Below are 14025 nucleotides of genomic sequence, written 5' to 3'. Positions count from 1 at the left end.
AATGTCCCTGTAAGAAACAGGGAGCCCTTTCGGGCAATTCAAGCATGATTATGGATTTCGCCGTCCTTGCGATCGGTGTCGGCTTTTTCGCGATGTTGTTCGGCTATCTGCGCATCTGCGAAAGGCTTTGAGGCATCGCCATGATGATCGAATATATCGCTGGCGCTTTGGTCGCGGCCTTCATAGCCGTCTATCTCCTTTACGCGCTTGTAAGACCGGAGCGGTTTTAGACCCGGCTCAATCCGCGTAATCGGCAGCCTTTCTGGCCTCGGAAAAAATCATGACACTCAATGGATGGATTCAGATCCTCGTTTTTTGCGGGATCATCATTTTGCTCGTCAGGCCGCTCGGTGGCTATATGACGCGCCTTTTCAGCGGTGAACGGACGTTCCTTTCACCGATCCTTGTTCCGGTTGAGCGAGGGCTTTATCGCCTCGCTGGCACAAGTGAACGAGAAGAACAGCATTGGACGACTTATACCGTCTCCATGCTGCTATTCAATCTGGCCGGCTTTCTGCTGCTTTACATGCTGCAACGGTTTCAAGGTTCCCTGCCGTTCAATCCAATGGGTATGAGCAACGTTCCGGCAGACCTTGCCTTCAACACTGCTTCCAGTTTCGTCACCAATACCAACTGGCAGAACTATGGCGGCGAAAGCACCATGTCCTACCTGACCCAAATGGCGGGGCTGACAGTACAGAATTTCGTCTCAGCCGCGACGGGCGTTGCGATTGCTATCGCGCTCATTAGAGCGTTCTCGCGCAAATCCATGAAGACACTCGGGAATTTCTGGGTCGATCTTACACGCTGCACGCTCTACGTTCTCTTGCCGTTGTGTATTATCATTACCCTCGTTTTTGTCAGCCTCGGTGTGCCGCAAACCATTGGCTCTTATGCCGAAGCAACGACGCTGGAGGGTGCAAGACAGGTGATCGCACTCGGGCCGGTGGCTTCGCAATTAGCGATCAAGATGCTTGGCACCAATGGCGGCGGGTTCTTCAATGCCAATTCGGCGCATCCCTTCGAAAACCCCGATGCCATCTCCAACATGATCCAGATGGTCGCGATTTTCGCCATCGGCGCGTCGCTCACCAACGTCTTCGGACGAATGGTTGGCAACGAGCGCCAAGGCTGGGCGATCTTTACCGCCATGGGCATATTGTTCGTCGCTGGTGTTGCAATCTGCTACTGGGCGGAAGCGGCGGGTAATCCCCTCATCCATGCGCTTGGGATCGATGGCGGCAACATGGAAGGCAAGGAAACGCGCTTCGGCATTGGGATGTCTGCGCTTTTTGCGGTCGTTACGACTGCGGCATCATGCGGGGCAGTGATCGCTATGCATGACAGCATGATGGCGCTCGGCGGAATGATCCCCATGATCAATATGATGCTGGGTGAGATCATCATCGGCGGTGTCGGCGCGGGCTTCTACGGTATCGTCCTGTTCGTCGTCGTTGCCATTTTCGTTGCCGGACTGATGGTTGGACGCACGCCTGAATATCTGGGCAAGAAGATCGAAGCCAAGGAAGTGAAAATGGCGATGCTCGCCGTTCTGTGTCTTCCGCTGTCAATCCTGGGTTTTACGGCCATCGCTTCGGTTCTTCCGACAGGTCTGGCCTCCATCGCCAACCCCGGGCCACATGGTTTCTCGGAAATCCTCTATGCATATACGTCGGGCACAGCGAACAATGGTTCAGCCTTCGGCGGTCTCTCAGGCAATACGCCCTGGTACAACATCACCATTGGTCTCGCCATGCTGATGGGCCGATTTCTCGTGATCGTTCCTGCCATGGCAATCGCCGGTTCGCTTGTGGCCAAGAAAGCAGCTCCGCAATCGGCAGGCACGTTCCCCACAACCGGCCCGCTTTTCGTCGGCCTGCTGATCGGTGTCATTCTTGTAGTTGGGGGCCTGATCTTTTTCCCGGCGCTGGCGCTTGGACCGGTTGCCGAACATTTCGCGCTGATTGAGGGGCAGATATTCTGATGCTCAAACCTTCAAGCTGCATTCTCTCGATCCTTCTGGCTGCGACCGTGCTTCTTCTCGCGGTTCAGCTTGCCGGGTTGATCTGAGCTTTCCGAACGGAAATGTAATTTTACTGGAGCCTCTGTTATGAGCCAGTCCAAATCCGCGAGCATTCTCGATGCCCGCATCCTTTTACCCGCTATTGGCGACGCATTTCGCAAGCTCAATCCAAAGAGTCTTGCACGCAATCCGGTCATGTTCGTGGTTGCAGTTGTTTCGATGCTGACAACTCTCCTGCTTCTGAAAGACGTTGCTGCCGGCAATCCGAATGTCGGGTTTTCGTTCCAGATTGTTCTCTGGTTGTGGTTCACAGTTCTGTTCGCAAATTTTGCCGAAGCGGTCGCCGAAGGCCGGGGCAAGGCACAAGCGGATTCATTGCGCCGAACACGGACAGAAACGCAGGCGAAACTTTTGGACAATCCAGAAGAACAAAACTGGAAAAACGTGCCGGGAATGAGCCTTAAAGTCGGCGATGTGGTTCTGGTAGAAGCCAACGACATCATCCCTTCGGATGGCGAGGTCATCGAAGGTGTTGCATCCGTCAACGAAGCCGCAATTACCGGCGAGTCCGCACCCGTTATCCGCGAATCTGGTGGCGACCGCTCCGCCGTTACGGGTGGAACCCAGGTTCTGTCCGACTGGATCAAGGTTCGCATCACAGCTGCGCAAGGCTCAACCTTCATCGACAAGATGATCAGCCTTGTCGAAGGTGCCGAGCGTCAGAAAACGCCAAATGAGATAGCGCTCAATATTCTGCTCGCAGGTATGACGCTGATATTCGTTCTGGCCGTCGTGACGATCCCGAGCTTTGCTACCTACGCAGGCGGCTATATTCCTGTAACGGTTCTGGTTGCACTCTTCGTCACCTTGATCCCGACCACCATCGGCGCCCTGCTTTCTGCGATTGGTATCGCAGGCATGGACCGTCTCGTGCGTTTCAACGTGCTTGCCATGTCCGGCCGTGCGGTTGAGGCTGCAGGTGACGTCGACACGCTTCTTCTCGACAAGACCGGCACGATTACGCTCGGAAACCGTCAGGCAACTGCTTTTGTCCCTGTCGGCGGCGTCACGGAACAGGCATTAGCCGATGCGGCCCAATTGGCCTCGCTTGCCGATGAAACACCGGAAGGCCGCTCTATCGTTGTTCTGGCCAAGGAAAAATATGGCTTGCGCGGCCGCGACATGCAGGGGCTTCACGCGCATTTTGTGCCGTTCACAGCGCAAAGCCGCATGAGTGGCGTCGATATTGAAGGTTCCGTCATTCGCAAAGGGGCCGTCGATGCCGTGCTTACTTATGTAGGCCAGAGCAGCCACACCGATGAAAAAACTGTATCGGAACTGCAATCTACTGCTGATGCAATCGCAAAAGCGGGTGGCACACCGCTTGCTGTCGCCAAAGATGGGAGCCTTCTCGGTGTCGTGCATCTGAAGGACATCGTCAAAGGCGGTATCCGTGAACGCTTCGCGGAACTTCGCCGTATGGGCATCCGCACGGTCATGATTACTGGCGACAACCCGATGACTGCGGCGGCCATCGCTGCTGAAGCAGGTGTAGACGATTTTCTTGCGCAGGCAACGCCTGAAAACAAGCTGTCGCTGATCCGCGAGGAACAGGCCAAGGGCAAGCTTGTTGCAATGTGCGGCGACGGCACCAACGACGCCCCTGCCCTTGCCCAGGCCGACGTCGGCGTCGCCATGAACACCGGCACGGTTGCAGCGCGTGAAGCGGGTAATATGGTCGATCTGGACAGTGATCCTACCAAACTCATCGAAATCGTTGAAATCGGCAAGCAATTGCTGATGACCCGGGGAGCACTGACGACCTTCTCCATTGCCAATGATATTGCGAAATATTTCGCGATTATCCCGGCAATGTTTCTAGCCTTCTATCCCCAGCTTGGCGCGCTCAATATCATGGGGCTTGCGACACCGCAGAGCGCCATCCTGTCAGCCATCATCTTCAACGCCTTGATCATTGTGGCCCTGATCCCGCTTTCTTTGAAAGGCGTCACTTATAAGCCAGTCGGTGCAGGCGCTCTCCTTTCGCGCAATCTTCTGATCTACGGTCTGGGCGGCATCATCGTTCCCTTCATCGGCATCAAGGCCATCGATCTGGCCATCACTGCCCTTGGCCTCGCATAAGGATTTGCAAAATGCTGAAACAGCTTCGTCCAGCGCTCGTCATGATTGTTTCGCTCACCATGATAACAGGATTGCTTTATCCGCTCGGCATGACAGGTATCGCCCAGACAATCTTTCCGGCTCGCGCCAATGGCAGCCTGATCGAAAAGAATGGCAAAATCGTCGGTTCCGAATTGATCGGACAGGGTTTTACCAGTGATCGCTATTTTCATGGTCGCCCATCCGCCGCTGGAAAAGACGGCTATGACGCTGCAAGCTCCGGTGGCTCCAATCTCGGGCCGACCAACCCACAGCTGATTGAGCGAGTCAAAACCGACGCCACCGCCCTGACGCAAAGCGAGGGTTCCACGCCGCCGGTCGACCTCGTGACAACATCCGCAAGCGGCCTTGATCCGCATATTTCGCCAGAAGCCGCATTCTATCAAATACCTCGCGTCGCAAAAGCGCGCGGGATTGAGGAAGCCGCTTTGCGCGGGATAGTCGAACAACAGGTTGAAGCCCGCGAACTTGGTTTCCTCGGTGAACCAGTGGTCAACGTTTTGAAGCTGAACCTTGTTCTGGACAGGACCGGTAGCAAGTAGAATAACTGGTGGCGGCATGATTTGCCGCCCCTCCCTGCCAGGAGCCTTGTTTGACATCGGACCCGCTTCGCCCCAGCGATAACAGACCCTCACCCGACGCCCTGCTGGAACAGGCGGAACGCGAAACGCGTGGCCACCTGAAAATATTTCTCGGTGCCGCTCCGGGTGTCGGTAAAACCTATGAAATGTTGATGTCGGGTCGTGCGCGCAAAGCCGACGGAATAGATGTCGTCATCGGCATGGTCGAAACGCACGGACGGGCTGAAACCGAAGCCTTGACGGAAGGGCTTGAGATTGTCCCGCGCGCGCAAGTGGCTTATCGCGGTCATCTTCTCGATGAAATGGATATCGATGCGATACTCGCCCGCAAGCCGCAACTGGTTCTGGTGGACGAACTGGCCCATACAAATGCGCCCGGCAGCAGACACCCGAAACGGTATCAGGATGTAGAGGAAATTCTGGCGCGCGGCATCGACGTTTACACAACGCTCAATATCCAACATGTCGAAAGCCTCAATGACGTCGTGGCGCAGATCACGCGCATCCGTGTGCGTGAAACGGTGCCCGATAGCATCATCGACCGTGCCGACGATATCGAACTCATCGATCTCACGCCAAACGATCTCATCAAGCGCCTCAATGAAGGCAAGATCTATCTCCCTAAGACTGCCAAACGGGCGATCCGCAACTATTTTTCTCCGGGAAATCTCACGGCATTGCGTGAACTGGCGCTGCGCCGCACTGCACAGCGCGTGGATGAGCAACTCCTCAGCCATATGCGCGCTCATGCCATTGAAGGACCGTGGGCCGCCGGCGACCGCATACTGGTTGCAGTCGATGAGCGACCGCGCAGCATATCGCTGGTTCGCTATGCGCGTCGGCTTGCAGATCGTCTTCGTGCGCCATGGGCCGCAATCCACATCGAAACGGCGCGGTCTGCCGGGCTTGCCGAGGAAGCAAAAGACAGGCTTGCAACAGCTCTAAGGCTTGCCGAACAGCTTGGAGGAGAAACAATCGTCATTCCGGGTCAGTCCGTTGCTGAAGACATTGTTCGCTACGCTTCGGCCCACAATTTCACGCAGATCGTCGCTGGAAAGTCTATAAAGTCACGCTGGCGTGAAATGATCGACGGCTCCATTGCCCGGGAACTTGTGCGGCTTTCCGGTGCCATTGATATCCACATAACAGCGGGTGTCGAGCATGAAAACGCGAGTACTCCTCGTAAGGTCAATACCGCCAGACAGAAGGCCTCCCCTGACATCGCACCATATGTAATCGGCATCGCGATAACAGCCACAGCACTTGTCTGCGGGCTGCTGCTCGACCAGTTTCTGGATGTGCGCAGCATAGCGTTGGTGTTTGTTGTCGGTGTGCTTGGTGTTGCCGTTACACTTGGTCTCTGGCCTGCGCTTTTTGCATCAGTAATCAGCGCATTTGCCTATAATTTCTTTTTTCTCTCTCCACTTTACACTCTTTCCATTGCCGATCCGGAAAGTGTCGTAGCGCTGGCGTTCTTCCTGTTTGTGAGTTTCATTGCCAGCAATCTTGCGAGCCGGGTCCAACGGCAGGCCGCAGCCGCGCGCCAGCGCGCACGTATGACGGAAGATCTGTATCTGTTCAGCAAAAAGCTGGCTGGAACTGGCTCGCTTGACGATGTGCTTTGGGCAACCGCATTCCAGATCGCGTCCATGCTCAAAGTGCGGGTCGTGATCCTCCTGCCTGAAGGAAACAGCATCGCGGTCCGGGGCGGTTATCCACCGGATGACACTTTGGATGACGCCGACATCGCTGCCGCGCACTGGACCTGGGAACACGACCTTCCCGCTGGGCGGGGCGCCAATACGCTGCCGGGTGCCAAGCGGCTTTATCTGCCTCTCAAGACCGCGAGAACATCGGTGGGTGTCATCGGTCTCGACAATGATCGCATGGGGCCTATTCTCACACCTGAACAGCAACGTCTCTTTGAAGCCTTGGCCGATCAGGCGGCAATTGCCATTGAACGCGTCCAACTCGTCGGCGATGTGGAGCGCGCAAAACTCGCTGCCGAAGCTGACAAGCTGCGTTCGGCCCTGCTCACATCGATCTCGCACGATTTGAAAACGCCCCTTGCAGCCATTCTGGGTGCGGCAACGACGCTGCGCGATTATTCCGCGTCTTTGCCCGATGCGGATCGTTCCGAGCTGGTGGCAACAGTCGTTGACCAGTCCGAGCGCCTGAACCGTTTCATTGCCAACCTCCTCGATATGACGCGGATCGAAGCGGGAGCGATGAAGCCCAATCTATCATTTCACTATGTCGGCGATCTTGTCGGAACCGCGCTGAACCGTGCCGCCAAAATACTGGCCCATCATCAGGTGCATGTTGCTGTTCCCGCCAACCTGCCCATGGTTCAACTTGATGCCGTCCTGTTCGAACAGGCCTTGTTCAATCTGCTCGACAATGCAGCCAAATATGCGCCTGCGAACACACCTATTGTGATAGCCGCTCATGCGAGCCCGTCCCGTATCACGCTGGAAATCAGCGATCGGGGTCCGGGTATTCCGCCTGACGATCTGGAACGCGTATTCGATACGTTCTATCGTGTGCGTAAGGGCGATCACGTGCAAGCAGGCACCGGCCTTGGTCTTTCAATTGCACGAGGGTTTATAGAGGCCGTAGGGGGATCGATCAGGGCGGGCAATCGGCATGACGACGCCGGTGCCATATTCACGATCACATTGCCCATCCTCACTGACGAAACTGACAGAAAATCATGAACGATCCCAAATTGAAAATTCTGGTCGTGGATGATGAACCAGCTATCCGCAAACTGCTCCGGGTCGGACTGACAACAGAGGGTTATACCGTCATCGAAGCGGTAAATGGCGACGAAGCGGACAGGTATCTTGCTGCTGAAAAAGCAGACATCGTGCTACTCGATCTGGGGCTTCCGGATACTGATGGGCACACGCTGCTGCAACGCTGGAGAGAAAATGGGATAACCTTGCCTATCCTCATCCTTTCAAGTCGTACGGACGAGGCCGGGATCGTCCGTGCGCTTGAGGAAGGGGCCGACGATTACGTCCCCAAACCATTTGGCATGAAAGAACTTGCCGCACGTTTGCGCGTTGCTCTGCGTCACCGGCTGCAACAGCAGGGTGAAAAACCACTTTTCCAAAGCGACGGCCTGACGGTTGATCTTGTGCGCCGGATTGTGAAACTCGACAATGAGGAAATCAAGCTGTCGCCCAAGGAATACGACATATTGCGCCTGCTGGTACAGCATGCAGGAAAAGTGCTGACGCATCACTTCATTCTCAGCCAGGTTTGGGGGCCAGCCGCAGACGTACAATATCTTCGCATTTATGTTCGGCAGTTACGGCAAAAGATTGAAAAAATTCCGGATCAGCCGCATTATATCCTGACAGAAACAGGCGTCGGATACAGGCTGCGCGAAGCCGACCCAGCCCTTTGAGAGACAGCCGGAACCAAGGCCTTTTCCAAGCGTTGTTTATCCAACAACAAAGGTGACGGAGACAATCGTGGTCGAGCTGGTCAACAATATCGAGAATCTCGAATTCATCATCGCCAAAGCCCGGGAGTATGATGTCCAGGTTCCTGCAGTGGATGAAGAAACCGGCTCCAATGCCAGTGACGACAATGAAATCGACATTCTCGACGCCTCACTGGCAAACCCTACCCGCAAGGAACTCTTTGCCGCAATTCGATCCCTCAACATTGACGAGCGGCAGGAGCTGTTGGCGCTCATGTGGGTGGGGCGTGGTGATTTCAGCGCCGACGAGTGGGACGAAGCTCTTTCAACTGCGGCCGACCGGGACAATGGCCGGGAGGCCAAATATCTTATCGGCACGCCACTTCTGGGAGATTACCTGGAGGAAGGACTGGCGGCTTTGGGCATTGAAATCGAAGCTTACGATAATGAATAAGAAAAATTGATACATCCATGTACCGTTCTGTTTTGACGCTGCCATGTCCGAGCATTAGTGTTGCGAACAACTTGGGTTGGCTTCCCTGACCCGGAAAATCAAGCGTGATGGAGGACGGCACGATGCTTCAGAAGAACCTCACCCAAAAAACGGATTTCTATATCGACGGGGCATGGCGTGCGCCCATAGAAGCCAAATCCATTGAGGTCATCAATCCTGCCAATGAAAAGCCATACGCCGTTATCTCGGCCGGCTCTGCGAAAGACATAGACCTGGCGGTCGCAGCAGCTCGCAAGGCTTTCCCCTCCTGGAGCGAGACACCGGCAGCCGAGCGTATCGGGTATATACGGCGTCTCGTCGAAATCTACGAAGCCCGTCTGGATGAAATGGCCAAGACCATTTCACTCGAAATGGGTGCGCCAATTACGCTCGCTCGGGAATCGCAGGCGGCAGCTGGCCTTTCGCATACCGAGGCTTTCATTGCCGCTTTCGAGAATTTCGAATTTGAGGAAATCCTTTCCCCCAAATATCCGAACCAGACCGTGGTTCACGAACCAATCGGTGTGTGCGGCCTTATAACGCCGTGGAACTGGCCGATGAACCAGATCGCACTGAAAGTTGTTCCCGCATTGGCGGTTGGCTGCACGGTCGTGTTGAAGCCTTCCGAAATTGCGCCTATGTCGGCCATGCTCTTTGCCGAGTTTGTCGATCAGGCGGGTTTTCCGAAGGGCGTATTTAATCTCGTTAACGGTGAAGGCCCTGTTGTTGGCGAAGCACTATCGCAGCATCCAGACGTCGACATGATGTCTTTCACCGGTTCGACACGAGCTGGAACGGCCGTTTCAAGAGCTGCCGCAGCCACCGTCAAGCGGGTGTCGCTCGAGCTTGGCGGCAAATCACCAAACATCGTTTTTGCCGATGCCGACCTCGAAAAAACCATTGCGCGCAGTCTTGCTCATTGTTTCGAAAATACCGGGCAATCCTGTAATGCGCCGACGCGCATGCTTGTAGAACGCACGGTGTATGACAAGGCGGTAGAGCTAGCCAAGAAAGTGGCCGAAGGCACGAAGGTCGGTGATCCCGCAGAGGAAGGCGATCATATCGGCCCGCTTTCTTCTTCGATCCAGTTCGAGAAAGTTCAAAAACTGATTCAGAAAGGCATTGAAGAAGGGGCGCGTCTTGTGGCGGGCGGAACCGGCCGTCCCGATGGTTTCTCCGAGGGCGATTTCGTCAAGCCGACGGTCTTTGCCGATGTTAACAATAATATGACGATTGCTCGTGAGGAAATCTTCGGTCCAGTGCTTGCCATGATCCCGTTCGATACGGAAGAAGAGGCGATCACCATTGCGAACGATACGCCTTACGGACTTGCCGCCTATATTCAGACCGGCAGCCCGGAACGCGCAAAGCGTGTGGCTCGTAAACTGCGCGCTGGCATGATTCAGATCAATGGAACGTCCCGCGCGCCTGGCAGCCCGTTCGGAGGCTACAAGCAATCGGGTAATGGTCGCGAAGGTGGAAAATGGGGCCTCGAAGACTTTATGGAAGTGAAGCTCATTAGCGGCTGATCCACATTCATTCATCAAAGCGCTGCCTGACGGCGCTTTGATGAATCTTCCACTTCAGGTCAGGCTTTCTCAATAACGCGAATACGCTGGTCGCCGCCGATATCAACAAACTGCGTTGGCGGCGGCACCTCGTGTACGTTATGCGTACCGAAACTTTCTGGATAAAACGCAAAACCTTCCGGTGCTTGAGGCGGGCTTGTATCGTCAATCAGACGGCCGCCAGTCAATTCCGTCATCGGATCGGGAATGGCAGAAATCAGTCGCCGCGTATAAGGATGGGTCGGATTTGAAAATATGCGATCCCACGGTCCACTCTCAACAATCTGGCCAAAATACATGACAGCGACCCGATCGCTCATATGCTCCACGACACTCAGATCATGGCTGATCATGATGTAGGAAAGCCCAAGTCGTTCTTTCAGCTCCAGAAGCAGGTTGATGATCTGCGCCCGGATCGAGACATCAAGCGCGGAAACAGGCTCATCGAGCACAATGACCTTCGGGTTCAGCAGCAAGGCACGGGCAATCCCGATACGTTGACGCTGTCCACCGGAGAATTCATGCGGAAAACGTTTCGCCTGCTCAGGCTTCAAACCGACGAGACGCAGAATTTCCTCGACGCGGCCATCAACTTCACTGCGCGAGTTCACACCATGCAACCGCAATGGTGCAGCAAGTGATGTATAGACCGTCTGGCGTGGATTGAGTGATGCAAACGGATCTTGAAAGACCATCTGCGCCATCTTTGCCCGTTCCAGCCGCGAGGGTTCGCTCTTGCCAGTAATCGGACGTCCTTCGAAATAAATCTGTCCGCTGGTCGGTTTCTGCAAGCCCACTATAGAGAGAGCGAGCGTGGATTTGCCGCAACCGGATTCACCCACAATCGACAGGCATTCGCCTTTATTGAGTGTCAGGCTGAGATTATTGACCGCGCGCAGCAATTGCTTGGAGCGACTGAAAATGCCACCGCTTACTGGGAAGTAAACGCAGACGTCATCGATGTGGATCAAGGGCTCTGCCAATTTGGTTGAATGCATATCATTCATGATGGAAACACCTCACCACGCCGGCATCCTCCAGCGGTGTCCAGCCCGGCTTTTGTGCGCGGCAAATATCGGTTGCGCGCGCGCAACGCGGCTCAAACCTGCAGCCCTTTGGAAAAGCGGAAATGGATGGCACGACGCCTTCGATCTCCTGAAGCCGCAACTGGCCTTCTTTCTGGCGAGAACCAAGTTGCGGGAGCGACGCCAGAAGCCCATGCGCATAAGGGTGCGCCGGATGATGAAAGAGGCCCGCCGTGATACGTTCTTCGACCAAATGCCCGGCATACATCACACCCACGCGACGGCACATTTTTGCGATGACCCCAAGATCGTGGCTGATCATGAGAACAGATGTCCCGCGCGCCGAGCAAAGTTCCTGCATCAGTCGCAGGATTTCCGCCTGAACCGTCACATCAAGCGCCGTCGTAGGCTCATCGGCAATCAGCAGATCCGGGTTGCATGCAAGCGCGATAGCGATCATAACGCGCTGGCGCATGCCGCCAGACATCTGATGCGGATAATTCTTCACGCGTTGCTCTGGCGCGGGAACCTGGACATTGGCTAGTGCTTCGACCGCCTTACGCTCCGCCTCATGCCAGGTCGCGCCCTGATGCAGCACGAACATTTCCGCAATCTGCCGCCCCACAGGCGACAGCGGATTGAGGGCTGTCATCGGCTCCTGAAAGATCATGGCGATACGATTGCCACGCAACTTTTGCATTTCGCGCGACGACATGGATCGCAGATCCTGACCTTTGAAGCGTATAGCCCCGCCCGTTATCGACAGTGGCTTGCGCAGCAACCCTATCATCGACAGTGCGGTGATGCTCTTTCCGCAACCGGATTCTCCAACCAGTCCGAATGTCTCGCCCGCATCGATGGTGAACGATACGTCTTCGACTACATTGTGTTTGCTCGAACCGGACACAATGTCGATCCGCAGGTTCTCGACCTCAAGAAGTGTTTGCTCGCTCATACCTTGCGCGTCCTCATATGCGGATCGAGCCAGTCGCGAAGACCGTCCCCGAACAAATTGAGTCCAAGCACCGTGAAAAAGATAGCAAGGCCGGGGAAGACCGCAGCCCAGGGCGCGTTCACGATCAACTCACGCGCATCCGTAAGCATATTGCCCCAACTTGGATCTGGCGGACTGATGCCAAGGCCAAGATAGGAAAGTGCGGCTTCAGCAAGGATAGCATCGCCCATTCCCAATGTGCCGATAACGAGGATCGGGCCGATCATGTTCGGCACAATTTGCGTGATCATGATGCGGACATCGCTATAGCCAAGCATCTTGGCGGCCTGAATATAGCCCTGTTTCTTGAGTGAGAGGGTGGAACTGCGCGCAATGCGACAAGTCCACGACCAGTTCGTGAGACCAAGTGCGAGTAAAAGACTCGGCAAACCGGGGCCGAGAACGGCCATGATCGCCAAAGCGAAGATCAGCGACGGTATTGCCAGCATCAGATTGGTCAGGCCATTGACGAAGTCATCCCACCAGCCGCCGAAATAACCGGCGGAAATGCCAAAACAGAGGCCAATAACCGTGTTGATGCACTGCGAGACGACGCCAACAGTCAAAGACACTTGCGCACCATAGAGAATGCGCGAATAGACATCGCGACCTTGTGCATCCGTTCCGAACCAGAACTGTGCGTCCGGCGGCAATTCGGCATTCATCAGATCGGCATCGAGGACCGGGTTATAGTGGGCAAGCAGCGGCGCAAAGACGGCCGCCGCCACGATGACTATACACACGAACCCACCGAATACGAGATTGAAACGCAGCTTCATGGGCTCACTCGTGGCTTATGCGCGGATCGATAACCGCGTAGAGAATGTCAACGATCGTATTGATCACCAGAAACCACAAAACGATCACGAGAATTGCCCCCTGCACGACGGGAATATCGCGCAAAGAAACGCTATCGATAAGCAAAGAGCCGAGGCCCGGCCAGGAGAACAGCTTCTCCACCACCACGGCCTGCCCCATCATCGATCCGAATTGCAAACCGATTGTCGTAATGATCAGCACCAGCGCATTGCGCATGACGTGCCACTTCACCAGCTTGAAACTGTTCATACCTTTCGAACGGGCAGTACGGATGAAATCGGCCCCCATCACTTCAAGCACCGCTGCACGCGTCGTCCTTGCCAGCAAAGCCAGAGGTGCAACCCCCAGCGTCAATGCGGGTAGAATGATGTTTCTGATGCCGCCGTCGCCATAGCCAAAGCTTGGCAACCATCCAAGTGTCAGTGCAAAGAGATACATAGCCAGCAAGCCAAGCCAGAACTGCGGCAGTGAGAGGCCAGAAACCGCTCCTATCATGGTGACGCTGTCAAGCACGCTTCCCGGCTTGAGCGCGGCGAGAAACCCAAGTGGCACACCTATCAGGATCGCAAATCCCATGGCTGCAAAAGCGAGCTTCAGCGTGGGCCACATGCGCTCCTGAATAAGCGAGACAACCGGCTGCCTTGATCGATAGGACGTGCCGAGATCAAACTGCGCCAGCTGAACCAGGTAATTGCCGAAACGGACATGAACAGGCTTGTCGAGGCCGAACTCCTGAGTGATCTTTTCGACCATCTTCGGGTCGTTCATCCCCTTGCCATTGGCAATAAGGCCGGAGGCGATGCTGCCGGGAACAACACTGAAAATGACGAAGATCAGCAGAGACACCGCGACAACCGTCGGTATCATCTGCAGGACGCGCCGAAGAATAAAATAGAGCACATGGTCCT

12 protein-coding genes are annotated in these 14025 nt (G+C 55.2%); 8 read left to right on the top strand and 4 right to left on the bottom strand.

Features of this window, described 5'->3' with window-relative positions; all coding sequences use genetic code 11:
• Positions 1-140: 140 nt before the first annotated feature.
• The 8 genes from kdpF to AC0TOF_RS12640 all read left to right on the top strand — a co-directional run bounded on the left by kdpF (position 141) and on the right by AC0TOF_RS12640 (position 10240).
• On the top strand, positions 141-230 hold the full coding sequence (kdpF, locus tag AC0TOF_RS12675) for a K(+)-transporting ATPase subunit F (protein ID WP_473768503.1): 90 nt from the start codon (positions 141-143) through the stop codon (positions 228-230).
• A gap of 50 nt (positions 231-280) precedes the next feature.
• The gene (kdpA, locus tag AC0TOF_RS12670) at positions 281-1984 is read left to right on the top strand and encodes a potassium-transporting ATPase subunit KdpA (protein ID WP_473768502.1); all 1704 of its coding nucleotides are present in this window, start codon (positions 281-283) and stop codon (positions 1982-1984) included.
• Positions 1985-2110: 126 nt separating this feature from the next.
• Positions 2111-4165: a potassium-transporting ATPase subunit KdpB gene (gene kdpB, locus AC0TOF_RS12665; RefSeq protein ID WP_473768501.1), complete on the top strand. Its 2055-nt coding sequence runs from the start codon at positions 2111-2113 to the stop codon at positions 4163-4165.
• Between the two features lie 11 nt (positions 4166-4176).
• Complete coding sequence (gene kdpC, locus AC0TOF_RS12660; protein WP_473768500.1) at positions 4177-4746, top strand: potassium-transporting ATPase subunit KdpC; 570 nt, start codon at positions 4177-4179, stop codon at positions 4744-4746.
• Positions 4747-4796: 50 nt separating this feature from the next.
• Complete coding sequence (locus tag AC0TOF_RS12655) at positions 4797-7502, top strand: DUF4118 domain-containing protein (RefSeq protein ID WP_473768499.1); 2706 nt, start codon at positions 4797-4799, stop codon at positions 7500-7502.
• Positions 7499-8200 carry a response regulator transcription factor gene (locus tag AC0TOF_RS12650; RefSeq protein ID WP_122001866.1) on the top strand — a complete coding sequence of 234 codons (702 nt, stop codon included), beginning with the start codon at positions 7499-7501 and terminating at the stop codon, positions 8198-8200. Before AC0TOF_RS12655 ends, AC0TOF_RS12650 begins: the two co-directional genes overlap by 4 nt.
• A 67-nt stretch (positions 8201-8267) precedes the next feature.
• The gene (locus AC0TOF_RS12645) at positions 8268-8672 is read left to right on the top strand and encodes a DUF3775 domain-containing protein (protein ID WP_122001867.1); all 405 of its coding nucleotides are present in this window, start codon (positions 8268-8270) and stop codon (positions 8670-8672) included.
• A 122-nt stretch (positions 8673-8794) separates the two neighbouring features.
• Positions 8795-10240 carry an aldehyde dehydrogenase family protein gene (locus AC0TOF_RS12640; protein ID WP_473768498.1) on the top strand — a complete coding sequence of 482 codons (1446 nt, stop codon included), beginning with the start codon at positions 8795-8797 and terminating at the stop codon, positions 10238-10240.
• A gap of 59 nt (positions 10241-10299) precedes the next feature.
• Here AC0TOF_RS12640 and AC0TOF_RS12635 read toward each other — a convergent pair whose 3' ends face one another.
• From AC0TOF_RS12635 to AC0TOF_RS12620, 4 genes are read right to left on the bottom strand one after another with little or no spacing between them, the layout of a single operon-like run.
• Positions 10300-11286 carry an ABC transporter ATP-binding protein gene (locus AC0TOF_RS12635; RefSeq protein WP_473768497.1) on the bottom strand — a complete coding sequence of 329 codons (987 nt, stop codon included), beginning with the start codon at positions 11284-11286 and terminating at the stop codon, positions 10300-10302.
• Entirely contained in the window at positions 11279-12259 is a 981-nt protein-coding gene (locus AC0TOF_RS12630) for an ABC transporter ATP-binding protein (protein WP_473768496.1), read from the bottom strand. Before AC0TOF_RS12630 ends, AC0TOF_RS12635 begins: the two co-directional genes overlap by 8 nt.
• Positions 12256-13077, bottom strand: coding sequence for an ABC transporter permease (locus tag AC0TOF_RS12625; RefSeq protein ID WP_122001870.1), 822 nt, complete (start codon positions 13075-13077; stop codon positions 12256-12258). The genes AC0TOF_RS12630 and AC0TOF_RS12625 overlap by 4 nt, the downstream gene beginning before the upstream one ends.
• Positions 13078-13081: 4 nt before the next feature.
• Entirely contained in the window at positions 13082-14017 is a 936-nt protein-coding gene (locus AC0TOF_RS12620; RefSeq protein ID WP_122001871.1) for an ABC transporter permease, read from the bottom strand.
• Positions 14018-14025: the final 8 nt, after the last annotated feature.

This window comes from Ochrobactrum sp. PL_is501 (assembly GCF_055816895.1).
Note: the sequence above shows the minus strand (reverse complement) of the source record. Positions and strands in the feature narration are given on the sequence as shown.

Coding starts and splice junctions, on each gene's coding strand:
- kdpF (WP_473768503.1), top strand. CDS start 141: ATGATGATCGAATATATCGCTGGCGCTTTGGTCGCGGCCTTCATAGCC.
- AC0TOF_RS12625 (WP_122001870.1), bottom strand. CDS start 13,077: ATGAAGCTGCGTTTCAATCTCGTATTCGGTGGGTTCGTGTGTATAGTC.
- AC0TOF_RS12630 (WP_473768496.1), bottom strand. CDS start 12,259: ATGAGCGAGCAAACACTTCTTGAGGTCGAGAACCTGCGGATCGACATT.
- kdpA (WP_473768502.1), top strand. CDS start 281: ATGACACTCAATGGATGGATTCAGATCCTCGTTTTTTGCGGGATCATC.
- AC0TOF_RS12650 (WP_122001866.1), top strand. CDS start 7,499: ATGAACGATCCCAAATTGAAAATTCTGGTCGTGGATGATGAACCAGCT.
- AC0TOF_RS12635 (WP_473768497.1), bottom strand. CDS start 11,286: ATGAATGATATGCATTCAACCAAATTGGCAGAGCCCTTGATCCACATC.
- AC0TOF_RS12640 (WP_473768498.1), top strand. CDS start 8,795: ATGCTTCAGAAGAACCTCACCCAAAAAACGGATTTCTATATCGACGGG.
- kdpC (WP_473768500.1), top strand. CDS start 4,177: ATGCTGAAACAGCTTCGTCCAGCGCTCGTCATGATTGTTTCGCTCACC.
- kdpB (WP_473768501.1), top strand. CDS start 2,111: ATGAGCCAGTCCAAATCCGCGAGCATTCTCGATGCCCGCATCCTTTTA.